Annotated in this window: 9 protein-coding genes; 3 read left to right on the forward strand and 6 right to left on the reverse strand. The window is 37.0% G+C overall.

Annotated elements, in window-relative coordinates; all coding sequences use genetic code 11:
• The first annotated feature begins 15 nt into the window (after positions 1 to 15).
• Entirely contained in the window at positions 16 to 1,053 is a 1,038-nt protein-coding gene (locus tag GS03_RS11435) for a formimidoylglutamase (protein WP_136152677.1), read from the forward strand.
• Between the two features lie 116 nt (positions 1,054 to 1,169).
• The gene (locus GS03_RS11440) at positions 1,170 to 2,426 is read left to right on the forward strand and encodes a DEAD/DEAH box helicase (protein ID WP_136152678.1); all 1,257 of its coding nucleotides are present in this window, start codon (positions 1,170 to 1,172) and stop codon (positions 2,424 to 2,426) included.
• Here GS03_RS11440 and GS03_RS11445 read toward each other — a convergent pair.
• The 6 genes from GS03_RS11445 to GS03_RS11470 all read right to left on the reverse strand — a co-directional run bounded on the left by GS03_RS11445 (position 2,423) and on the right by GS03_RS11470 (position 17,148).
• Complete coding sequence (locus tag GS03_RS11445) at positions 2,423 to 4,624, reverse strand: response regulator (protein WP_136152679.1); 2,202 nt, start codon at positions 4,622 to 4,624, stop codon at positions 2,423 to 2,425. The two genes, GS03_RS11440 and GS03_RS11445, sit on opposite strands and share 4 nt — an antisense overlap.
• A gap of 77 nt (positions 4,625 to 4,701) precedes the next feature.
• Positions 4,702 to 6,396 (reverse strand): energy-dependent translational throttle protein EttA, encoded by a 1,695-nt coding sequence (gene ettA / locus GS03_RS11450; RefSeq protein ID WP_136152680.1) that lies wholly within the window; start codon positions 6,394 to 6,396, stop codon positions 4,702 to 4,704.
• A 229-nt stretch (positions 6,397 to 6,625) separates the two neighbouring features.
• Positions 6,626 to 11,386, reverse strand: coding sequence for a hemoblobin-interacting domain-containing protein (locus tag GS03_RS11455; RefSeq protein ID WP_136152681.1), 4,761 nt, complete (start codon positions 11,384 to 11,386; stop codon positions 6,626 to 6,628).
• Between the two features lie 182 nt (positions 11,387 to 11,568).
• The gene (locus GS03_RS11460) at positions 11,569 to 13,494 is read right to left on the reverse strand and encodes an OmpA family protein (RefSeq protein WP_136152682.1); all 1,926 of its coding nucleotides are present in this window, start codon (positions 13,492 to 13,494) and stop codon (positions 11,569 to 11,571) included.
• Between the two features lie 10 nt (positions 13,495 to 13,504).
• A complete protein-coding gene (locus tag GS03_RS11465) occupies positions 13,505 to 14,431 on the reverse strand; it encodes a PorP/SprF family type IX secretion system membrane protein (RefSeq protein ID WP_136152683.1) in 927 nt (308 codons plus the stop codon).
• A gap of 47 nt (positions 14,432 to 14,478) precedes the next feature.
• Complete coding sequence (locus GS03_RS11470; protein ID WP_168710301.1) at positions 14,479 to 17,148, reverse strand: T9SS type B sorting domain-containing protein; 2,670 nt, start codon at positions 17,146 to 17,148, stop codon at positions 14,479 to 14,481.
• Positions 17,149 to 17,570: 422 nt separating this feature from the next.
• Here GS03_RS11470 and GS03_RS11475 point away from each other — a divergent pair, with 422 nt between their 5' ends.
• A complete protein-coding gene (locus tag GS03_RS11475; protein WP_136152685.1) occupies positions 17,571 to 25,172 on the forward strand; it encodes a PKD-like domain-containing protein in 7,602 nt (2,533 codons plus the stop codon).
• The last annotated feature ends 97 nt before the right edge of the window (positions 25,173 to 25,269 follow it).

Raw genomic sequence — 25,269 nt, forward strand, 5'->3', positions numbered from 1 at the left:
AAATATTTTTTTCAGATGGAGAATATAATTCCGTTTTCAATTACAGATTTAGCAAAAGTTACCAATCATCGCAGCGGTGAAGTAAAATTTGGCGAAAAAATGCTAACCATTCCCAAAGGCGAAAATTGTCACGATTATCTGAAAAACTGTGATGCAAAATATGTACTATTCGGAATTCCGGAAGATGTTGGTGTAAGAGCTAATTTTGGTCGCCCCGGTGCACATTCTGCCTGGGAAAGTGCTATTGCAAGTATTGCCAATATTCAGCACAATCGTTTTTGTAAAGGAAGCCAAATATTGGTTTTAGGCGCACTCGATGTTGCTGAAGAAATGGAAGCCGCCAAAGACCTGGATTTTCACAATACGGCAGACCGGAAAAAGTTAAGTTCTCTGGTTGAACAAATTGATAAAGAAGTTGTGCATATTATCAGCTGCATTATAAAATATGGAAAAACTCCTATAATTATCGGCGGTGGACACAACAATGCTTACGGAAATATAAAAGGAACGGCACTTGGATTAGGAAAACCAATTAATGCTGTCAATTTTGATGCGCATTCCGATTTTAGGATACTCGAAGGAAGACATAGCGGCAATGGTTTTTCGTATGCTTATGAAGAAGGTTTCTTGAAGAAATATTTCATCTTTGGCTTACACGAAAATTATACTTCGAAAAATGTACTCGATAATTTAAAGAAAATTGAAGACCGCGTTACTTTCAATACGTATGATGAAATCAAAGTAAGACATCAAAAAGATTTTCTGCAAGAGTTGATTAAGGCTGTTGATTTTATAAAAGGTGATTCTTATGGTATCGAAATCGATTTGGATGCTTTACCAAATATTGCCAGCAGTGCTATGACGATGAGTGGTTTTTCGGTAGAAGAATTGCGTCAGTTTGTTTACTTTTTTGGCAACCATAAAAATGCGGCTTATCTTCACATTTGCGAAGGCGCACCCGATTTAGGCGAAGAAAAAAACAATCATCTTATCGGAAAACTGATTGGTTATTTGGTGACGGATTTTATTAAATCCCGCAAGGACTTGATTTAATTATGAATTATGAGTTGAAAAAAGTATAGTATTAACTCATAATTCATAACTCATAACTCATAACTTATAAAACCTTATCTTTGCGCTGACTTACTACTTAACAGTAAGTATATTATATGTTATTCGAAGATTTATCATTATCCAACAGTATTCAGAGAGCAGTCTTTGAAGAAGGATACACCAGCCCAACGCCTATTCAGGAAAAGGCTATTCCATTTATTTTAGCAGGAAAAGATTTAGTTGGCTGCGCCCAAACCGGTACCGGAAAAACGGCAGCTTTTGCTATTCCCATCATACACAATTTGCATCGCATGATTGGGTCGTCCAAAAAGACAAAACAAATTCGTTGTCTTGTAGTGACACCAACACGTGAGTTGGCGGTACAAATTGGCGAAAGTTTTGACACGTATGGGAAGTACACTAACCTGAGACAATTAACTGTTTTTGGTGGCGTTTCGCAAGTGCCACAAGTTGACCAGTTAAAAAAAGGCGTTGACATTTTGATTGCAACTCCGGGAAGATTATTGGATTTGCACAAACAAGGTTTTATCGATTTTGACCATTTGCATTATTTGGTTTTAGATGAATCGGATTTGATGCTCGATATGGGTTTTATTAACGATGTTAGAAAAATTGTAAAATTGGTTCCAACCAACAGACAGACTTTATTGTTTTCGGCAACGATGCCAATGGCAATCCGTGAGTTAGCTGATACTTTTTTAAACAAACCCGAATATGTTTCGGTAACACCGGTTTCCTCTACGGCAGAAATTATTGAACAGCAAATCTATTTTGTGGATAAGACAGACAAACGTGCTTTGTTATATCATTTGATACGCAATGAAAACCTGAGCAATGTATTGGTTTTTGTTCGTACCAAACATGGCGCTGACAATGTAGTTAAAGCATTAAAAAAGCATGGCGTTAATTCAGAAGCGATTCACGGAGACAAATCACAGACGGCAAGACAACGCGTTTTAGATCATTTTAAGAACAAGGAAATCTCTGTTTTGGTTGCCACCGATATTGCGGCACGTGGTATTGACATTGAAAGTTTACCGTATGTAATCAATTTTGATTTGCCTAACATTCCTGAGACGTATGTACACCGAATTGGTAGAACGGGTCGCGCCGGAAATGGTGGAATCTCGATTTCATTTTGCAGTAAAGATGAAGAACCATACTGGAAAGACATTCAGAAATTGATCAAAGTAAATGTAAAAACCATCAAGGATCATCCATATCCATGGAAGGATGAAGTTCCGAATCCGGATGCAAAACCCGATTTGAGAAACAAAAAGAAACCTGAAGGAAAGGAAAACAATTCGAGAAAATCGGAAGCTTCTAAAAAAAATAAAAAACGCTGGTATTAACCGGCTTTTTCTTTTTTAATTTGGTTGTGAATTACGTGAAATAACTTTGAAGGCTCAAAAGGTTTCACCATAATATCATTCATTCCCGCAGAAATAGCCTGTTCAACTACTTCCTGTTTGTCAAAAGCAGTTAAAGCAATAACCGGAATGGTAATTCCTTTTTCTCTGATTTTTCGCGTTGTATCAAAGCCGTTGATTAATGGCATGTTGATATCCATTAGTATTAAATCAAACGATTCGCGATCCAGCGCCACTAAAGCAGCATAACCATCATCTACAATAGTGCAACTCATATTGCTGCCCTGAATAATTTTTTTGGTTACTACCTGATTTATTTTATTGTCTTCTACCACCAAAATATTGTATAAATGACTCGTCGACAAATCAACCTCAATGTTATTTATAATTTCTTTTGATTTTTCTTCATCAAATTCAAATCCGATGGTGAATGAAAAAGTAGTCCCAACATTTTCTTCGCTTTCTAAATGAACTTCGCTGTTGAATAATTTCACCAAGCTGGAAACTATAGCCAATCCCAAACCTGTACCTTGATAATCTTCTTCTTTTCGTTCTATCTGTACAAACTTATCGAAGATTTTTACCTGGTCTTCTTTAGCAATTCCGATTCCGGTATCTTTAACTTTAAATTCAATGAAATTGACTGTCCCTTCTACTTTTTTCAAATCTGCCATGACAGTAACTTCACCGTTTTTGGTAAACTTCAAAGCATTGCTCACCAAGTTCATGATGATTTGTGACAGCCTAAGTTTGTCACCAATTAAAAATTCAGGAATGGCAGTATCAATTTCAACCGTAAATACGTTGTTGTTTTTATCGGCTATATACTCAACCGAATTTTTTATCAAAGTGATTTCATCTGTCAAGTTAAAAATCAGGCTTTCCAACACGATGCGCTTCTCTTCAATTTTATTAATCTGAAGAATATCATTCACCAAAGAAAGCAGGTATTTGGCTGAGAACTTTAAGGATTTTAAATGTGGACTATTGCCCAATTCTTTATGTTCGTCTAAAATGATATTGGTAATTCCGATAACGCCATACAAAGGTGTTCTCAATTCGTGGGTAATGGTGGAAACAAACTGAGATTTGAGTTGCGATGCTTCTTCTGCTGCTTCTTTTGCCAAAACGAGTTCCTCATTGGCTCTTTTCAATTCGATATTGGCCTGCTCTCTTAACTTTATATTTTTATACAAAGTCAGCAAAAACAACAACAAAATTATCATGATGACTATAAACAATATAACAATCAGTCTTGACTCTTTTATTCTTTTTTGATGTTGTTCATTTACCTGCTCTATTCGCTCTAATTGATTTTTGTATTCGTCTAACTCAATTTGTATCGCACCTTTTTGCAGGCTTTCAAGTTTGTCTTCTGAATAGAGAACTTTACTTAGCGAGTCTAATTTAGCTTTATATACTTGCGCTTTTTCCGGTTCTCCATAGTGTTTGTGATGACGAACCAGATTTTCATAAACGCTAATTAAGTAAGAGTCGAATTGAATCTCGTTGGCTAATTTTTGAGCATTAGCATAATACTTTTCCGCTTCGGCTTTTTTATTATGATTCGTTGCATAAATCCCCAGCAGCGAATTCATTCTCATTCTGATTTCCTGATCACCATATTTCAGTACATTTTCCTGAATGCCTTTTAAATATAAATCTCCTTCTTCAAATTTATCAATTGCAAAGTAAGCACTTGCAATGTTCATTTTGGTGTTCTTGATGTCGGTGCTGTCCTTGATTTTTTCGGCATAGTATAATGCCTTTTTATAATAATTGATTCCTTTCGGAACATCAATTTGGTTGTAGTAATAAACGCTGCCTAAATTCCCGTAAATCCAATTGTAAAGTTTGTCCTTGTTTGTTTTTTTGGCATAGAAAAGTGCTTTTTCGTAAAAACCTATTGCCTTTTTGGAATCGGAACATTCGTTGTAAATAACCCCAATAGTATTGTAGGATTGTGCGATATAAGAATCATCATTTATGCCAAAAGAATTAATCAAAGCTTGTTTTGAAGATTCTAAAGCCTTGTCATATTTGGCATCATTAAAATCTGCTACAGCCTGATTAAGTAATCTTTCGATTTCGTCTTTCTCATTTTTATAATCCTGTGCTACCGAATTGGTAAAGCAGAAAAGTATAAATACAAGTAAACTAATGGTTTTGGCTTTAATCATAGGGTTGGTTCAACGTTCAAATATAAAATTTTATTCACAAAAAAATCCCGATTGCTCGGGATTTTAATGGTAATCGATTAATTTCTAATCAATTTGCGGTATTTGATTCGTTTTGGAGTGACATCAACACCTAAACGTTTCTTTTTGTTTTCTTCATATTCCGAAAATCCACCTTCAAAATAGTACACTTCAGAGTTTCCTTCAAACGCTAAAATATGGGTACATATTCTGTCCAGAAACCATCTGTCGTGACTGATTACTACGGCACAACCTGCAAAATTTTCCAATCCTTCCTCCAAAGCACGAAGCGTATTGATGTCCAAGTCATTAGTTGGCTCATCGAGTAACAATACGTTTCCTTCTTCTTTCAAAGTCATGGCCAAATGCAAACGGTTACGTTCTCCACCTGAAAGCGTTGCCACTTTTTTGTTTTGATCGCTTCCACCAAAGTTAAATCGGGATAAATACGCTCTTGAGTTAACCTGTCGTCCTCCCATCATTATTAATTCCTGTCCGTCACAGAAGTTTTCCCAAATTGATTTATTTGGATCGATATTAGAATGCGCCTGATCAACGTAAGCAATTTTCACTGTGTCACCAACGCTGAACTCTCCGGCATCTGTTTTTTCTTCTCCCATTATCATTCGGAAGATAGTCGATTTACCCGCACCATTCGGCCCGATGATTCCAACAATTCCGGCTTGAGGTAAAGTGAAGTTTAGGTTATCATATAATAATTTGTCACCAAAAGCTTTGGCTACATTTTTAGCTTCAATCACATTTGTTCCCAAACGTGGACCATTCGGAATGTAGATTTCTAACTTTTCGTCCAGTTCTTTTTGGTCTTCGTTTAAGAGTTTATCGTAGTTCTGTAAACGCGCTTTTTGTTTCGTCTGACGACCTTTTGCTCCCTGACGAACCCAATCCAACTCACGTTCTAACGTTTTTCTACGTTTGGAAGCCACTTTTTCTTCCTGTTCCATACGTTTTGATTTTTGGTCAAGCCAAGAAGAATAATTTCCTTTCCATGGAATACCTTCTCCTCTATCCAATTCCAGAATCCAACCTGCAACATTATCAAGGAAATATCTATCGTGCGTTACGGCAATTACAGTTCCGGCATATTGTGCCAAATGTTGCTCTAACCAAAGTACGCTTTCCGCATCCAAGTGGTTGGTTGGCTCATCTAACAACAATACATCAGGTTGTTGCAATAACAAACGACATAAAGCTACACGACGACGTTCTCCACCCGATAAATGTTTGATTGGTGTATCACCTTCCGGCGTACGCAAAGCATCCATTGCGATTTCCAGTTTGGTATCTAATTCCCATGCTCCTGAAGCATCGATTTTATCTTGTAGCAAAGCCTGACGTTCCATAAGCTTGTCCATTTTGTCGGCATCTTCATAGACTTCGGGCAAACCGAACATATCATTAATCTTGTTGAACTCATCAAGAACAGCAACCGTTTCGGCTACACCTTCTTTTACGATTTCGATAACTGTTTTGGTTTCGTCCAATTTTGGTTCCTGCTCTAAGTAGCCAACCGTATATCCCGGTTGAAAAACAACATCACCCTGATAGTTTTTATCCACTCCGGCAATAATCTTCAAAAGCGAAGATTTTCCGGAACCGTTAAGTCCAAGGATTCCAATTTTTGCTCCGTAGAAGAAACTTAAATAGATGTTTTTTAATACTTGTTTATCGCTTCCCTGATACGACTTACTCAATCGCTGCATTGAGAAAATCACTTTTTTATCGTCTGACATTTTGATATTAGATTAATAGATTTTTGTATATGTAATTTAAAAAAAATACTTAATGACAGCAAAGATAGTTCTAAATAAAAAGAAAGCAAAAGATGATTTTGGAATTATCACTATTCAACCTTTTTCTAAGAGTCTCTTTCAAAAAAAAACAGCTCCAATAAATTGAAGCTGAATTTCTGCTATAAAAAAATAATCTTGAAAATGAACTCTTTATAACATTATATTTTCTCTAATTCACCACTTTTTTAGCTACTACTTTATTGTCCTGAGTCGTTACTTTGACAATCAAAACTTGTTGTGTAGCTCTCAGATTTTTAACCGAAGTAGTTGTTGAATTAACATTTTTTAGCTCTGTAATTAATCTTCCCTGTAGATCATAAACTTTGACATTAGCAATTAGCTCATTAGTTGAATTTATATTTATCACACCATTGCTTCTGTAAACAGTAATACCATTTTTAATTAAAGACGGATCGTTTACACCTAAAGTTCCATTAGTATACCTCAAAATAAAACGATTATTGTATGTTCCCGCCACGGCATCAAAAGTATAATTTCCACTTTTTATATCTGTAATTGTATTGGTCAACAAATCTTCTAAATAAACGTCCTGATCAGCCAATAAGCCATCTGTATTGTCAATGCTTATCGTCAAAGGACCGTTAATAGTTGTTTTGAACCCTAAAGGCACCTGGTCATTTTCGTCAAATGGCAAAGCACGACCCTGAATCGCTAAATTCATACCTTGGTTTATACTGTATAAATCCACATATGGATTAGCATTAAAACTTTTCCCATCAAAAAGACCTTCATATTCATTTGTAGCTCCTTCAACATAACCCACTAAAGTTTGTTTGAAAGCTCCCTGAGCATTTGTCAAATTCAACCAAATACGGTGTTTATCAACAGTCTCTGTTCGGTTGTTTGTTCTGAAAAACTGAGAGTTATCACCTGTTATTCCTCCAACACCTACTCTCATCGCATTTTTAAAGTCAATTGTTGTATCACCATTGGTAAGAGCACCAACTTTACTATTAGCAAAGAACCCTTGTCCCGATCCAATTTTACCCGTAGGCGCAAGACTACTAACTCCCGGATTTAGAGCGGCTGTACCTGTTGATCCCGTACGGTTATATGAAGCATAATCATCTGAATCATAAACATTACCACTAATAGGTGTGTTATGAGTCCAGAAATATAAGGTTCCTTCAAGAACATCCAGATTCCCGTCAATGAAAGTATCTGCATCCAAAGCAGATGGATATGGATTTCCTATAAGGTATGCTTTATCAGCAGCTATTCCCGAAATCTGATAGCGCCCATTATGTGGAACACCAGTAAAAGTAGCCTGATATGAAGATGGTGGGTTTGGAGCTATATAGGCACTTGTCTGTGGACCTCTTATAATATAACCAATTCCAGCTGTCATTGACGTTGCAGTAGATTCCTGTTTCCAAGCCTGAGTAGTAGCATTAAAAGAATAATACTTATCGTATTGTGTATTCGGAGAAACACCGCCTAAAGTAAATCCTGCTACCGGCGAAGACCAATAAGTATAATCCATATTACTAATTGCCGTAGTTTGTCGGTTGTATTTTATAACTCCTTTATTAGTTGGAGCATAATCGTTAACCTGAACCAAACTACCTCCATTTTCTATAATAATAGCATTGGCACCCGCATTGTTTATTATTTGATTTTGTACTGTTATAGTAGCTCCTGATCTGATAGTCAAAGAACCTGAACCATTTATTGTTAACTTTTTGGCAGTGAAAACGCCATCTATTGTTGTATCATAAGTCCCTAAAATAATAGCATTTTTGGTAGTAGAAGGCGTTCCATTACTCCAAACTAAACCTGTAGTCCACGTAGTCGAATCAGAAACATCTCCTCCAATTACCAAACCATCAGTACCTGCAGCAGCTACACCCGGAGGAAGTCCAGCTCCAGTCGCTGTATTTGGAGAACCAAAACCCCAACCTGTACCTGAAGAACCATAGCCACTTGCATAATAACGCAAGGTAATAGTAGTACCAAAAGGAACATCCTGTAAGGCTGCAATACCTGACACATCAATTTGCCCCATTCTTAATGACGTAGATTGGACCGCGGACCCTATTGGAACTATAGTAGTTCCTCCGTCTAAACTATACCCAAATTGAGAAATAACACCCGGAGCGGTATTAAAACCATTGGTTGCATCATAAAAATGGGCATCAATGGTAGAAATAGAAACTGTTTTTCCTGCACTTGCTGCCTGAAGTGTAACCTGAAAATATTGATTATTTCCAGATGTGACTGAAGGAGCAATAATGGTAGGTGTATTGAATGGAAAACCAGTTGATCTAAAAGCACTGGTACCTCCACTGGCACTAACTCCGGAACCCCTTGTAATGTTTTTTGGAGCAAGTGAGGAAGCTGTATTAGTTCCGGCAGGTACGGTATTATTGGTAGTCGTATCTAGACCTGCATCATAAAGATAAGCTTGTATATTGGTCTGTGTAGTACTTCCAGATGTCCAGAAGTTCCAAGCAGCTATAGGATACTCAATAACCGTAAGTGTTCTTGCTACATCGGTTGCTGCATTGTAATTAGTACTTACAGCTTGTGAAGCCGTTATGGTAGTCGTACCAATACCAACATAATGTACTTTATTCGAAACAATAGTTGCAACTGCAGGATTTGAGCTTGTAAAAGTAATAGTGTTTGTTCCTGATGTTGCAGATGCAAATGGTGGCGTAAAATCGGTAAACCCAACATAGTTTAATAAAGAGGGTGCTACAATAGTGATGGTTTGATTTGCTTTTGTAATATTAGCCGTTAAACCTGTTGGTTGTGTCAAGCTATATTTTGCTGCATTTGCTCCTCCCAAAGTACTGGTTGAAGTCACTGTTATTCCTGTTCCGACATTTGCACTTGCAAAAGTTCCTGTTCCGGTCAAAGTAACCACATCAGCATTAATAATTCCAACAAGTGTACCCGTAATAGTTGCTGTTGTGGTACCATCATAAGTTTTATTGTTTGCCGTAGCTGGTGAAACTGTTAAGGTCTTTGTATTTACAGTCAAAGCCTGTACCACTGGTGTGGCCGCAGCCCAGCTGCCATTTCCTGCCTGCGAAGCGGTAATATTAGTAGAACCAGGTGCTACAATTGTTACTGTATTACCGGAAACCGTCGCTACTGACGTATTAGAACTCGTATAGGAAACTGTCAAACCTGAACTTGCTGTAGCCGTTAAATTAAAATTAGCATCGCCATAAGTAACTGCAGCTAATGCGCCAAAAGTAATGGTTTGATGAGGCAACTGTGTATATGAAAATGCCGAACCTACATTAGTTGTACCATTCGCTAATTGCACCTGAACACTAATTCCGTCACCACCATCAATGTAAACAGGGAGTGCAACTGTAAAAGTTGCTACACCACTTGCATTAGTAAGTGCCGTGACGGTGAAATCACTTATTGTTGACGTTCGAGCAGATCCGTCTATAGTATACGATTCATCTGTAGCACCATTAGTGTCCGTAATGGTTGCGTCGTATAAAAATTGATACCCCGGAACTAAATTATTGTATTGATCTCTGGCAGTTATTGTAATTGTTTGCGAAGTATTTGGTGCTAAGGCTGAACCTATAGACACTGATGAATTTGCTGCTACTACGGCACCCGCATTAATTTGCTGTGTTACAGTAGCCGGTTGATAGCCGGTTGCTACAATACTCACTGCTTTTGAACCTGAAGTCGTTAATAAAGCATTCAAACCTGATGGTTTCAATTGTAAATTCCCAGCCGTTAAAACATAATCTGTTGTTACAGTTAAATTAGTAGAACCAATTTTAACTGCAGTAACTGCTGCTCTCCAAGTTGGATCATCAGCAAAGGTTATGTCTATATTATTATCAACATTATTAGATGTACTATCAGCAGTAAGTGTTGGCGGAGTCAAACCTGAAACTGGTGTTCCATTACAGGTTACTGCAGCATCATAATTAAATGCTTTATCCACCGCAAAAATGCTATAATAATAGGTTGTACCATCAGTTAGACCTGTATCCGTAAAACTTTGACTCGTTCCTGCAACCCCGGCAGTAATTCCTACAATGGTACCACCTCCGGTAGCACTTGTATTACCCACTCCATAAATACCATTTGCATTTAATGTAACCGCTGTTGCCGAAGTGCTGCGAACAATTACATAACCACCACCATCTCCTGCATACTGTGCTCCTGTCCAATTTATACTTAAAGAAGTACCCGAAACCACAGTTGTTGAAGGAGAAGTAGCTGCTCCTGTTGGAGCAGTAGTATCTACAGCACCTGCATAAACACATAGGTCGTCAATATAATAACAACTAGAATTACTAAAATTTGCTCCAGAGAAAACCAATGCACCATACTTTGTAGCAGCTGCACTTGAACCTGCAGTTATTGAAAGCGTCACTTTTGTCCAAGCAGTCGTAGTTGTATTTTGTACAGTGTTCATATTAACAGCTGTACCAGGATTAACCGAACCATCAGGGGAGATTGCTATATTTGGAGTACCGGCAATAGCATTATTTCTACTTGTTAGATAATAATACTGCACTGTATAAGCAGTACTATTCACTATAGCTCCATTTGTATTAACAGTAGTACTGTAAAGCTTTTTTACTGACTGTGATCCACCCCACACCAAAACATTACTCCCAGTTCTTGGTTGTGAAGCAATAACAGGAGTACCACCTGCAACGATATTAATACCTCCTTGATGATTGGTTAGAGTATTCACACTATAAGCAGAATAAGTAGTACCTGTCGCCAAACCAGCGGCATTAGTGCCGAAACTTCCAGTTGCAAAACCTTCATATCCTCCGTTAAAATCCGGAAATTGTCCAATAACCTGTTGCCCCCAACTGCTCTGAACAGTCATTAACAACAACGCAAAAAGACACAACAACCGATGGATTGTTTTATTTTTTCTCTGAGAAAAACGTGTTGTAATTATGTTCATAAAATTAATAATTAAGATAAAATTTAATCTTGTCAAAAATCGATGCAATCGATTGCCTTAAAATAACTTATTCTCCAAAATAAAATATAAACTACCTGAATACATGCATTTTACAAACGACTGTACAAAGGTAGAAAATATATCTTATTTTAAAATAACATTAATCATTTCATTAGTATTATTTAGAATGCAACAACAATAAACTCGCTTCTTCTATTTGCCTGATGCTCTTCTTCGGTACATTCAACACCGTCTGCACATTTGTTCAATAATTGAGATTCTCCATAACCTTTACCTGTAAGTCTGCTGGCATCAACACCATTTTTTACTAACCAATTTATAGTAGCTTTTGCTCTGTTATCTGATAAAGCTTGGTTGTATTTATCTGAATTTCTGCTATCGGTATGAGAACGAACCTCAATTTTGATTTTCGTATTTTGTTTCATAACATCAAGAATTTTCTCTAATTCAAAGGCTGCTTCATTCGTAATAGCCGTTTTATTTAGATCAAAATAGGTATATTTAATTCCGAAACACTTAGCCAAATCACTTCCAACAACTAATGTACATCCGGCTTTTTCAATAGTGATAGGCACATTAGTTGTACCGTTTGATGTACCAGTTATAACAGGAGTTTCTTTGGTAAGATACTTATCCAATTCAGCTCTAACATAATATTTTTTACCACATTCTGCATCAAAGCTATACTGTCCTTTGTCATCTGATTTAGATTCTTTTAGCAGCTCAAATTTTTCATTAAACAAACTAACTTTTACATTAGCCAATACTTGATTTGTTTCTGAATCTGTGATAAGACCTTCCACTTTTTGGTTGCACTCTATTTCTGCAACTTTATAAATGTCGTCGCCTCCTTTTCCACCGGTTCTATTTGAAGTAACAAAACCTTTTCCGTTATTTTGAATACTTAAAGCAAAATCATCTTGTGGGCTATTAATTGGAGCTCCAACATTTTCAACTCCTTTAAAGCCTTCATTTTCAATTTTGGAAACATAAATATCCAAACCTCCAAGACCCGGACGTCCATCTGTTGCGAAATACAATTTATTATCAAATGATACAAACGGGAAAGATTCTCTTCCTTCTGTATTAATTCCTCTTCCAAGATTTACCGGAGTATCCAAACTACCATCGGCTTTTATATTGGCTTTAAATAAATCAGATTGTCCTAATGTTCCAGGCATATCTGAGGCAAAGTAAAGCGTCTTGTTGTCCAAACTTAAGGCCGGATTAGCAACATTGTATTGATTACTATTGATAGATAATTCGGTTACATTGCCCCAAGAACCATTTTCTAAGGTAGCTTTGTATAATTTAAGTACCATTACATTCTTAACGATTTTTCCTTTTTTACCATCGTTATAATTGTTTCTTGTAAAGTAAACCGTTTTACCATCTTTTGTGAAAACTGGTGATGATTCATGAAATGCTGAATTGATTTCTTTACCTCCAAATTGCTTTGGCTCTGATAATTTTCCGTCGGTGCCAATTTCAGATTCAAAAAGATTTGTAAAAGATTCTTTGGTTTGGTTAAATACTTTACTTGAACCTGCAACCGGACGAGCCGAAGCAAATACTAATTTATTCCCCAATAAAGCACTTCCGAAATCTGAATTTGCTGAATTAACTCCGGCGTCTTCAACTGTGTAACGTCCTGAATTGGCTTTTATTGTTTCAAGATAATTTTTATTGTCTACGTATAGCTGGGCTCTTCTTTCGTTTCCTGATTTTTTATTAAACAACTCCATCATCTCATTTGCTTTGGCATAATTTCCAACTGACTTTAGCGATTGAGAATATCTATAAAAAAACTCCGGTTCCTGCTCTTTATTCATTTTATAAAGCTCGGTATACCATTTTTCAGCTTTTTGTAATTCAGCATTAAAATAATTCGCATTACCTAATTTTAGGAACATATTTTCATTCTTATATCCTTTTTCTGCTATGCGCTCATAGGTAGCAATTGCATCGACATAATAACTTTTTTCATATTTTTTGTCGGCCGCAGCAATTTGAGATTTTTGCGAATAGCCTTGTTGAAATAAAACAACGGTTAAAAGTGAACTGAATATTATATTTTTTATTTTCATGATAGTACTATTAGAAGAATCTTGGAGACATTATTTTTACATTTCTTTTAACTAATTCAAAACGCAGGAACACTTCATGAGAGCCTGAGTTATAATCTGCCAATTTGGTAGTTTCTCTATCATAGGCATATCCAATAAATAAACCATCAGTTATCTGAAACCCTGCCAATGCACTGATTGAAGAACTTAATCTATAGGCTAAACCTGCGGTAAATTTATCATAAATTAAAAAGTTACCCGATAAATCCAATGATAATGGTGCACCCTGAACAACTTTAGTTAATAATGACGGTTTGAATTTGATGTTTGGATTTAAATCAAATACATGTCCGGCTATAAAATTGAAATGCATTTTTTCTGAAGCGATAAAAGTATCAGCGCCACTCGGAGCTGTTCCATCATAATGTTTACTTTCTATTATGTAAGGAACTGACAATCCAAAATATGATTTATCAGAATTTAAATAAACTCCGGCTCCAATATTTGTTGTAAATCGATCGTCGATATTATCCTGAAATCTTGGATCACCAGGGTTGTAAATGTTCAATTTTGTAAAGTCAACATTCAATATATTGGCACTTCCTTTTAATCCAAACGACAATTTGTAATTTTCTGAAATTGGAAAACCATAAGAGAAATCAATTGCAAAATTATTTTCGTCTGAAGGACCAATTTTATCATTCACCACGCTTAAACCCAATGAAACATTTTTGCCTATTGGCGAACTAATCGCAATGTTATTCGAAGAAGGAGCTCCTTCTAGTCCAACCCATTGAGTTCGGTGTAATCCAAAAATACTTAATGCTTCTCTCGAACCTGTATATGCCGGATTGATAACACTTGTATTGTACATATACTGAGTATATTGTCCTTCTTGCTGCGCAAAAGCAACAATCGTAAAAAACACTAAAAATAAACCTGTAAATTTTGTCTTCATATATTTTAAATTGAGAACGTTATTATATAGTAACACTCTTTTAGTAATTATCGAGTTAGATATAAATATCCTGATCGTTGTTTGTTTGCTCCGGTTGAATTAACATATTTCAATACATAGAAATAAGTACCTTCAGGTAACTCTGATGAAGCTGAAACAGTAGCTCTGCCTTCAGAGATTCCTTTAAAATATTTATTGTTGGTTCCGTAACCGTCTACTTCATAAACTACTACTCCCCATCTATTAAATATCTGCAAAGTATTATCAGGATACATTTCTATATTTCTAATGGTAAACACATTGTTTTTAACATCATCACTTGCTGGTGAAACACCATTAAAAATTTCTAATCCATCATCATAATTAGAAAGATAGTAATTGTTAACCTCTAAATAATCCGGAGTTCCATTTCCATTACTGTCAAAAGGATGACCAATAATATTCCCAAATTCATCTCCATTTATAAGTCCGTCTCCATCGCAATCAGCAGCTGAAAACGCTGTTGATGGCGCCAAAGTGGCATGTTCTTCTATAGATTCACAAAAATCTAAAGGATCAGTAGCATCTGCAACTTCGGTTCCGTCTAATACTCCATCTCCATCTGTATCCGGATTATTAGGATTTGTACCTATTGTAATTTCATCTGAATTAGACAATCCATCAAAATCACAATCTCCACTTGGATTCGTGCTACATGGCCCTACAAGTATAGATATTGTTCCGATATTAGATATTAATCCTTGATTGTCTTGAATTACGTAACTTATTGGTGTTGTATTACCTTCAAAACCTGCAATAGGATCAAAAGTTACTGTACCGTCAGGATTTGCAGTGTAAGTTCCTTCTCCCGGAACTGTAAAAGTGGTTTGTATTCCTGGAGTTGACGGATCTAAATCAATTGTAGCGTTGTTTATTGTGCCATCAATGTCATAATCATTACCTGCGACTGGTATATCAATATTAGTATCATAAGGTGTTGATATTGTATCATCAACAGCAACAGGAGCGTCATTAACAGAACTTACAACAAATGTAATAATTGCTGTATCACAAGCCCCACTTGGATCACAAAGTGTATATACTATCGAAGCGGTTCCAAAATAATTATCTGCCGGATCAAATGTAACGACCCCGGTTGCATTATTTAATGTCCAAACACCCTCAGGTGTTGTAATTGTTGTTTGAATTCCTGCAGTAGCAGGATCTAAATCTACTGTAAATTGTCCTGTCCCATTTACTGGTGCGGTTGGATTTCCATCAGGATCCGTATCGTTATTTAAAATACTCACTGTACCATTTGCACCATCTTCTAATAAAGGAGCGGCACTTTGATTGTCATCGTTTGCAATTGGCGCAGCATTAAGAAATGATAAAGTTGCCGGTGCCGAATAAGTGTCTCCACAAACATAATCGCTAGAATTAATCAATACTCTGTATTTATAATTATTCAAACTGTATGGCGCTCCAGTTATTGTAAGTGTCATTGTTGCAGCGCCTGAATAGATACCTCCATCAATAACGTTGGTCCAGGTTGTTCCACCATCTGTACTTACTTGCCAAGTAAAATTTGAAATCCCGGCACTTCCGGCAGGAGTTACTGTAAAAGTAGTAGTATCACCAGCATTTATAATTCGATCTGCCGGACTGGTAAATGCATTTGCTCCACCGGCAATAAGTGCCAAATCATAAAAACCACTATAACTTGCTGCTACTACTGTTCCATTTGGATTTGTTGGTGCTACAGCACCTCCTGTCATCCCGTATTGTTGTCCAGGTGCAGCGCTTGAAGGATCAAAATAATATTCATTAGAATCCGAACAACCGTCGTTATCAGAATCTAAATCATATTGATTAACGATACCATCACCATCGGTATCTACGCCATCGATATTACCTAAACGAACAAATATTTGAGATCTTCTTTCCCCTACTTCGCTATCTTCAGTTCCGGTAACTCCGTAAACAAATTCACTCGTTGTATAAACATTTTGGTAAGTAGTTACCATATATAATGGATCGGCAAGAATAGTTGTATTAATCGCCCCATTGGTTGCAGTTAGTGTAGCAGGTCTAAAATAATCAAATCCTGCTCCCGGACCTCCAAGTCCTGATGTCCCAAATGTAAAACCTTGATTAACCAAATTGGCACCAACAATTGGTGATCCTGTAATATTATTTGCAAAAGCATAACCCGCTACATCTCCCATGTCTGAGCCAGTTCCGTTACCGTCTATATCCGCAAGAGATACAGCTACGTTATTTATTGTAGATGCGGTTAATGTTCCGGTTGGAGTTGCTACTCCTGCTGGCATAAAAATTAATTTATAAGTAAAATAAGCGTTTTCAAAAGGATAGATATCTTGAAGAGCTATATCACCACCTCCTATTAACCATAATCTTCCTGAACCAGGTTGAACAGCTGTGAATTCCATGATTGCATCATAGGAATTGTTTAGATAAATTAATGCATTTCTTTTGATAAGTCTGTTTCCGGCTACAAGTCCCGATGATGGTATTGAAGCAGGGCTAAAGGCTGTAAAACCATTCAATTGAATGTACGTAATTACCGACTCTACAGAATCCAGTACTCCATCATTGTCATCATCAATGTCAGTGGTATTTGGAATACCATCTCCATCGATATCATCAGGTGTACCTTGAGCATTGGCGGTAACAAAACAACCAAATAACATTAAAAACACTATTGCTTTTGACATTGAAAAAGAATTAATCCTTTTCGTAATAATTTTTGTTTTTGTTAGAATCATAATTGTATGTTGTGAATTAATTTAAGCATTTACTTTATCTATATATGTATATAAATAAAGGTTGTTTGAAACTCTTATAAAATCTATATTATTTTAATAAAAAAATTGTGCAATCGATTACAAACATATTTATATTATGAAAAAATAAACTCGTGCAATCGATTACAAATATATTTAAATTTTCATAAAAAAAACTAAATACAAAATTTTTTAGTAAATTTTTTATTGCATGTATAAATATAAATGCTCTTTGTTAATAAATTAATAAACATTTCTTGCTCAGTAAAAATATTTTTTTAATTTTGTGTAATCGATTGCAATTTGTTAAATCGTTTAATTAATGCGCATTAATTTGATTAATTTTTTAAAAAATGAAGAAGATAATTACCTTACTTTTTGTTTTATTTATATACACAACAAGTTATTCACAATTTAGTAGAATCCATTACATCCCACCTATTACATCTGCAACTAATAGTGGAATGGCGCCGGGTGAACAATATTTATATATTTCAACTCCCAACACTACACCAGTATCGGTGACCATTACACCAATTGGAGGAGTTCCTTTTGTAAGAACAGTAACTAATGCTGTTCCTATTGAATATGCAATTAATACTACAACATCAGGAGCTACTGGTAGAAGTTCTCAATTATTTACTCCAAATACTGCAATTGGTTTATTAACAAATAAAGGATATCTAATTGAAGCAACAGATTTAATTTATGCTAATATTAGAGTATTATCAAATAGTGGTTCCCAAGCCGGTGGACTTGTAGCTAAAGGGACAAGTGCCATGGGAAAAACATTCAGGATTGGAGGTATGCTAAATAAATTTAATCCGATTGGTAACTTTGATTCAATTTTAAATTTTGCCTCTTTCATTGCTACAGAAAACGACACACATGTTACCATTACTTTGAGCGATCCAGCAGCGATTGGAACCCCAATGACAAATGGAGTAATATATAATGGACCAATTTCAGTAACTCTACAGAAAAATGAAAGTTATATTTTCTCATTTGAAAATACTACCACTGTTTTTAGAAGTAGTTTTATACACGGTGGTTTGATTCAATCTGATAAAAACATTGTGGTAAATTCAGGTTCTTTTGGTGGATGCAGCTATACTGCGGGAATTCCGGCTGACACGAGTACAGGAGACTTTAGAGGGAAAGATTATGGATTTGACCAAATTGTACCCGTTGAAAAGACTGGTAAAGAGTATATTTTTGTTAAAGGATTGGGAAGTAATGCTTTAGAACGTGTGTTGGTAGTTGCCCACACAAATGGAACACAAATATTCAAAAATGGGAGTGCTACAGCTACTGCAACTCTTAATGCGGGTGAATATTATGTTTATAATGGTAGTGATTATTTAAACGGAAATTTATATGTCACTTCTACAGAAAATGTTTTTTGCTATCAGGCAATGGGAGGAAATACAGATTTAGGAAATCAGAATATGTTTTTTGTCCCTCCAATTAACTGCTCCACTCCTAGTGTTGTAGATAACATTCCGTTAATTCAAAAAATTGGTTCGCAAACCTTTTCAGGAAATGTAAATATTGTAACTGTAGCCGGATCAGTGGTTAGGGTAAATAATGTTACTGTTACTGCAACTCCGGTTGCTGTTACAGGTCCTACATCTCCAGCTTTTGTTAGATATACTTTAACAGGCAGAACGGGTAATATTAAAGTAACCTCAACCAATCAAGTTTATGTTTCTTATTTTGGCAATGATAGTAATGCAACCTATGGTAGTTATTATTCTGGATTTGATACCAAGCCGGAAATTAATTATACTACTGCTTCTGCCGCAACAGGAAATTGTATCCCAAACGTTATCCTCGATGTAACTCCAATCGCCCTAACGGATACCTATGCATGGTATTTTAATGGAAGTACGACACCTATTTCTGGTGCAACCGCAAATACATATACACCAACTCAACCAGGATATTATCAGGTAACCAGACAGAATGCAGCAGGTTGTCCTGCAATTTCTTCCGATTTAATTCCGGTTAGTGATTGTCCAACCAATGTAGACAATGATGCTGTTTCAGACAATGTAGATATCGATGACGATAATGACGGAATTACAAACTGTACAGAATCCTATGGAAACCAAGCTGTTAACACTACTAACTCTAGCTCAGGAACAGTAGCAGTAGGTGCCTATTCAAATGCATTTACAGGAGTTGTTACCACTTCAACTGCTGCAAGTCCGACTCCTTTTGTTGGTAATGCTGACGGTAGTTTTGTTACCAGTATTCCTACCGGAAATACAAATTGGGTGACTTATAAAATGAATTTCGCTAGCCCTATATCTCTCAGTATGGAATACGTAGCTACAGCAGCTGCAAGTGATTTGATTAACTCAAGATCGGAATATATAGTAACTTCAGACGTTAACAAAAGTATTACCTTACTAAACCCAACCAATCAGCTTTTGGTAGACACCAATTATGATGGTGTTTTTGAAAGCGGTGTAACTCAATTTACATCTTTCGATATAAGATTTAGGTTAAACAGCTCCGTTTCATTAGCTGCAGGAACTGGTACCTTTAAGTTTTTAACTTATTTAACTACCTCTTTCAGCATCACTCACAAAAATTTATCTACGCTAGTTGCTAATAATTCTACATTTAAATTTACTGCCACTTGTGTTCCAAAAGACTCAGATTTAGATGGTGTGCCAAATTATTTAGATATTGATAGTGATAATGATGGTATTACGGATAATGTTGAAGCACAGGGTGGAAGCTTCATTGCATACACACCTGCTGACGCTAATAATGATGGTTTGTCTGACGCTTATGGAGCTGGAATTGTACCCGCTGATTCTGATTCAGATGGTGTGCCAAATTATTTGGATTTAGATAGTGATAATGATGGGATATTTGATTTAGTTGAATCAGGAAGTAGCGCCATAGATGCAGATGCTAATGGAATTGTAGATGGACCTTCATCAAGTTTTGGATCAAATGGGCTTTCAAATTCTTTAGAAACGGCTGCTGATTCAGGTACCTTAAATTATGCAATTGCAGATACTGATTCAGATGGAATAAAGAATTATATTGAATTAGATAGTGATAATGATGGATGTAATGATGTAATCGAAGCTGGTTTTTCAGATTCAAACAGCGATGGTTTATTAGGAAATGCTCCTTTAACTGTTAACACAAATGGAGTCGTTACCAGTGGAACAAATGGATATACAACTCCAAATAGTAGCTATGTCAATTTTGCCGCAATAACTATTACAACACAACCTTACGTTACTACAAATTGTACTGCACAAACCGCTACTGTAACTTTAGTAGATAATGGTGGTGGAAATACATACCAATGGCAATTTTCAACAGATGGAGTTACTTGGAGTAATGTTACAAATAACGCAACCTATTCAGGAGCTACCACAAATACCTTATTAATTTCCGGAGCAACTCCTTTAATGACTGGTGATAAATACCGTGTAATTATAAGTAACCCAAATAACGCGTGTGGATTAACTTCTTCATTAACAACAATATCTTTCCCTTCAGCACCCACTGCTAGTGTTAGTTACGCAGGGTCTCCGTATTGTCCTAATTTAACTACGGCTCAACCAGTTACCTTGACAGGGACTGGTGCTTATACCGGAGGTACCTTTAGCTCAACGGCAGGATTAACTATTGATCCTACAACAGGAGCAGTTACTCCAAGCACAAGTACTTCTGGCATATACGTAGTAACCTATATGGTTCCGGCAAGCGGAGGATGCGGAGCGTTTCCTGTTACCGGAAGTGTTGAAATTAAAGCAACTCCAACAGCTGCAATCACCTATGCAGGGACTCCTTTTTGTACTACCTTGACTACAGGTCAGGCAGTTACTTTAACAGGAACAGGTTCCTATACAGGAGGAGCCTATAGCTCAACAGCAGGTTTAACAATCGATGCTGTCACTGGAGCTATTACTCCAAGCACAAGTACACCAGGAAATTATACGGTTAGCTATACCATATCCGGAGGGGCAGGATGTACACCAGTAACAACCACTACACCTATTGTTATTACACAAGTACCAACAGCAGCAATCTCATATGCTGGCACTCCATTTTGTACGACCTTGACAACAGGACAAACAGTTACTTTAACGGGAACAGCAGCTTATACTGGAGGCACTTATAGCTCAACAGCTGGTTTAACAATCAATGCTGCCACAGGAGCCATTACTCCAAGCACAAGTACACAAGGTAATTATGTAGTAACTTATACCCTGGCTGCAGCTGCAGGATGTTCGCAAGTACAAACAACTACAAACATTGTTATTACAAAAATACCAACTGCTGCAATCTCTTACGCAGGTACACCGTTTTGTACAACATTAACTACGGGTCAGGCGGTTACCTTAACTGGGACAGATGCCTATACTGGTGGCACCTATAGTTCAACAGCAGGTTTGACAATAGACCCAAACACTGGAGCTATTACTCCAAGCACAAGTACACCAGGAAACTATGTTGTAACCTATACTCTTGCTGCAGCAGCAGGATGTTCACAAGTACAAACAACCACTAACGTTACTATTACAAGAGTACCTACTGCTTCAATTTCTTACGCAGGTACACCATTCTGTACAACATTAACTACTGGTCAAGCTGCTACTTTAACAGGAACAGACGCATATACTGGAGGTACCTATAGTTCTACAGCAGGTTTAACTATCAATGCTACCACCGGAGCAATTACTCCAAGTACCAGCACAAATGGAACCTATACAGTTACATATAACGCACCAGCTAGTGCTGGATGTGCTTCGGTACCAACTACCACTAGTGTTGTAATTACAGCAATTCCAACTGCTTCAATTTCTTACGCAGGCACACCATTTTGTACAACATTGACTACCGGTCAGGCTGTTACTTTAACTGGATCAAATGCCTTCACTGGAGGTACCTATAGTTCAACAGCTGGTTTAACAATCGATCCTACCACTGGAGCTATTACTCCAAGTACAAGTACACAAGGAAGTTATGTAGTAACCTATACCCTAGCTGCTGCTGCTGCGGGATGTTCGCAGGTACAAACAACTACGAACGTTACTATTACAAAAGCACCTACTGCTTCAATCTCTTATGCAGGTACTCCATTTTGTACAACATTAACAACTGGTCAGGCTGTTACTTTATCAGGAACGGATGCATACACTGGAGGTGTTTTTAGCTCTACAGCAGGTTTAACTATCGATGCTGCCACTGGAGCAATTACTCCAAGTACAAGTACACAAGGAAGCTATGTAGTAACCTATACCACACCTGCAAGTGCGGGCTGTTCGCAAGTACAAACAACCACGAACATCGTTATTACAAAAACACCAACTGCTTCAATCTCTTACGCAGGCTCTCCGTTTTGTACAACATTAACTACTGATCAGGCAGTTACCTTAACAGGAACAGAAGCATACACTGGAGGTACTTATAGCTCAACAGCAGGTTTAACTATCAACGCTACAACCGGAGCTATTACTCCAAGTACAAGTACACCTGCTGCTTATGTAGTTACCTATACCCTTGCTGCTGCTGCAGGATGTTCGCAAGTACAAACAACCACAAACATTGTTATCAATCCTCGTCCTATAGCAACAGCTACTCCTACTGCGGCTACTATTTGTTCTTTAGGCACGACCAATATTGCCCTATCCAGCAATGCAATTGGAACTACTTATACTTGGACCTCTACTCAAACCAATGTAACAGGTGCCTCATCATCATCGGGAAGTACAATAGCTGATACATTGACTGCAACTGGTTCTACTCCAGGCAGTGTGGTTTATACAATTACACCATTTAGTGGTTGTACTGGTTTACCAGTTACAGCTACAATAACTGTAAATCCATTACCAACGGTAACTATTTCTGGAGCAACAACAGTTTGTTACAATGGATCAGCCTCTATCACTTTTACAGGTACTCCAAACGCAACGGTTACTTATACTGTTAATAGTGGAACCAACCAAACTATTGGTCTAAACAATTTAGGAACAGCCTCAGTACCGACAGGTAATTTAACAGCTACAGCAACCTACGATTTAGTAAGTATTGTGTCTGCTGGACCTCCTACGTGTAGTCAGAACCAAACGGGTTCAGTAGTAGTTACAGTAATTCCTATTCCAGTAGTTAATTCAGTAGTAGCTTCATCGACTATTTGTTCAGGTCAACCAACGGGCATAGCTCTTTCCAGTAACATTAGTACAGCTACTTTCACTTGGACAGTAACACAATCAGGTGTTTCAGGAGCCAGCGCAGGAACCGGATCCATTATCTCTCAAAATCTTACTGCTACTGGTGTAGTTCCGGGTTCTGCAACTTATTCTGTTATCGCTCATGAAGGAGTTTGCCAAGGACCAGCGACTCCAATAACAATTACTGTTAATCCAACACCTGTAGTAACGGCCTCACCAACATCGCAATCGGTTTGTTCAGGAAGCGCGACTTCTATAAATTTATCCAGCAATGTAGCCGGAACAACATTCAGTTGGAATGTGGTTCAAAATAATGTTAGTGGAGCAAGTAACGGAACAGGAAATACTATTGCTCAGGCTCTAACTGCAACAAGTAATAACGTAGGTCAGGCAGTGTATTCAATAGTACCATTAGTTGGAGGCTGTCCAGGTACTCCATTGGTTGTTACTGTACAAGTAAACCCAATTCCGGTTGCATCAGCTAATGCTGCAGCCACATCAATTTGTTCTGCATCAACTACCGATATCGCTTTGACAAGTACCGTAGCAGGTACTACATTCTCGTGGACGGTTATTCAAACTGGTGTTTTCGGATCTTCATCAGGAACCGGATCTACCATAGCACAAACATTAACTACTGTTGGAAATGCCCAAGGAACGGTTGATTACACCATTACACCATCATTCAATGGATGTCCGGGAGCGCCAATAACGGTGACCATAACCGTTAATCCAACTCCTGAAGTATTTGGCTCATCAGCAACAACCATTTGTAGTGGAGAATCGCCAAACATTTCACTTTCTCCAAGTATTGCAGGGACAACATTTGCATGGACAGTAAATGCTACAAATGTTTCAGGGGCCCAACCAGGTACAGGAGATACAATTAATGATATTTTAACGGCATATTCTAATGTGGGAACTGCAGTTTATACTGTAACTCCAACTTTTAATGGATGTTCAGGAACTCCTCTGAATATAACTGTAACGGTTAATCCTGAACCAGTGCCAACATTAAATGATGGTGTAATTTGTGTAACTGAAGCCACGAATATAGCTTATCAAACCTATACTTTATATACCCATTTAAGCGATGCAACATACGATTTTGAATGGTATTTCAATGGTGGGATAATTAGCGGAGCGGTAAACAGTTCATATGAAGCGACTGAAGCCGGAACCTATTCAGTATTGGTAACCAACACAGCTACAGGATGTAAATCGGTATTAACACAAGCTGTTGTAGTTGCATCCTTCCCTGCACTTACTATCGATACCAATCAAACTTTAGCTTTTAGTAGTTATGCTACTGTTGAAGTTATTACAACTGGAGGTAATGCTACCTTATTGTATACATTAGACGATGGTCCGTTGCAAAGTTCTAATATATTTACCAATGTATCTCCAGGACCACATCGGGTTACAGTAACTGATAGCAATGGCTGTACGAATTTGACAGAAATAATAAACATCATTGGTTATCCACATTATTTCACGCCTAATGGAGACGGTATTCATGATACCTGGAACATTGTAGGATTAGGTGCTTCTGCAAGAATATATATCTTTGATAGATATGGGAAATTAATCAAACAAATCAGCCCAACTGGCGAAGGATGGAACGGAATTTACAACGGACATTTATTACCATCAGATGATTATTGGTTTAAGGTTGAGTATACTGAAGATATTCCAACAGTTGGAATGAATAAAGTTTTCACCGCCCACTTCACTTTGAAAAGATAACTATCACAAAATAAAAAAAGTGGCTTATTTAATAATTTAAATAAGCCACTTTTTATTTTGTTGCAATCTTAGTAATATTCTCAATTATAAATTTTAA

The sequence above is a fragment of the Flavobacterium sangjuense genome (assembly GCF_004797125.1).
Classification (GTDB): Bacteria; Bacteroidota; Bacteroidia; order Flavobacteriales; family Flavobacteriaceae; genus Flavobacterium; species Flavobacterium sangjuense.

Excerpts from the sequence above, each read along its gene's own strand:
- GS03_RS11435 (WP_136152677.1), top strand. The coding sequence starts at position 16 with ATGGAGAATATAATTCCGTTTTCAATTACAGATTTAGCAAAAGTTACC.
- GS03_RS11440 (WP_136152678.1), top strand. The coding sequence starts at position 1,170 with ATGTTATTCGAAGATTTATCATTATCCAACAGTATTCAGAGAGCAGTC.
- GS03_RS11445 (WP_136152679.1), bottom strand. The coding sequence starts at position 4,624 with ATGATTAAAGCCAAAACCATTAGTTTACTTGTATTTATACTTTTCTGC.
- ettA (WP_136152680.1), bottom strand. The coding sequence starts at position 6,396 with ATGTCAGACGATAAAAAAGTGATTTTCTCAATGCAGCGATTGAGTAAG.
- GS03_RS11455 (WP_136152681.1), bottom strand. The coding sequence starts at position 11,386 with ATGAACATAATTACAACACGTTTTTCTCAGAGAAAAAATAAAACAATC.
- GS03_RS11460 (WP_136152682.1), bottom strand. The coding sequence starts at position 13,494 with ATGAAAATAAAAAATATAATATTCAGTTCACTTTTAACCGTTGTTTTA.
- GS03_RS11465 (WP_136152683.1), bottom strand. The coding sequence starts at position 14,431 with ATGAAGACAAAATTTACAGGTTTATTTTTAGTGTTTTTTACGATTGTT.
- GS03_RS11470 (WP_168710301.1), bottom strand. The coding sequence starts at position 17,148 with ATGTCAAAAGCAATAGTGTTTTTAATGTTATTTGGTTGTTTTGTTACC.
- GS03_RS11475 (WP_136152685.1), top strand. The coding sequence starts at position 17,571 with ATGAAGAAGATAATTACCTTACTTTTTGTTTTATTTATATACACAACA.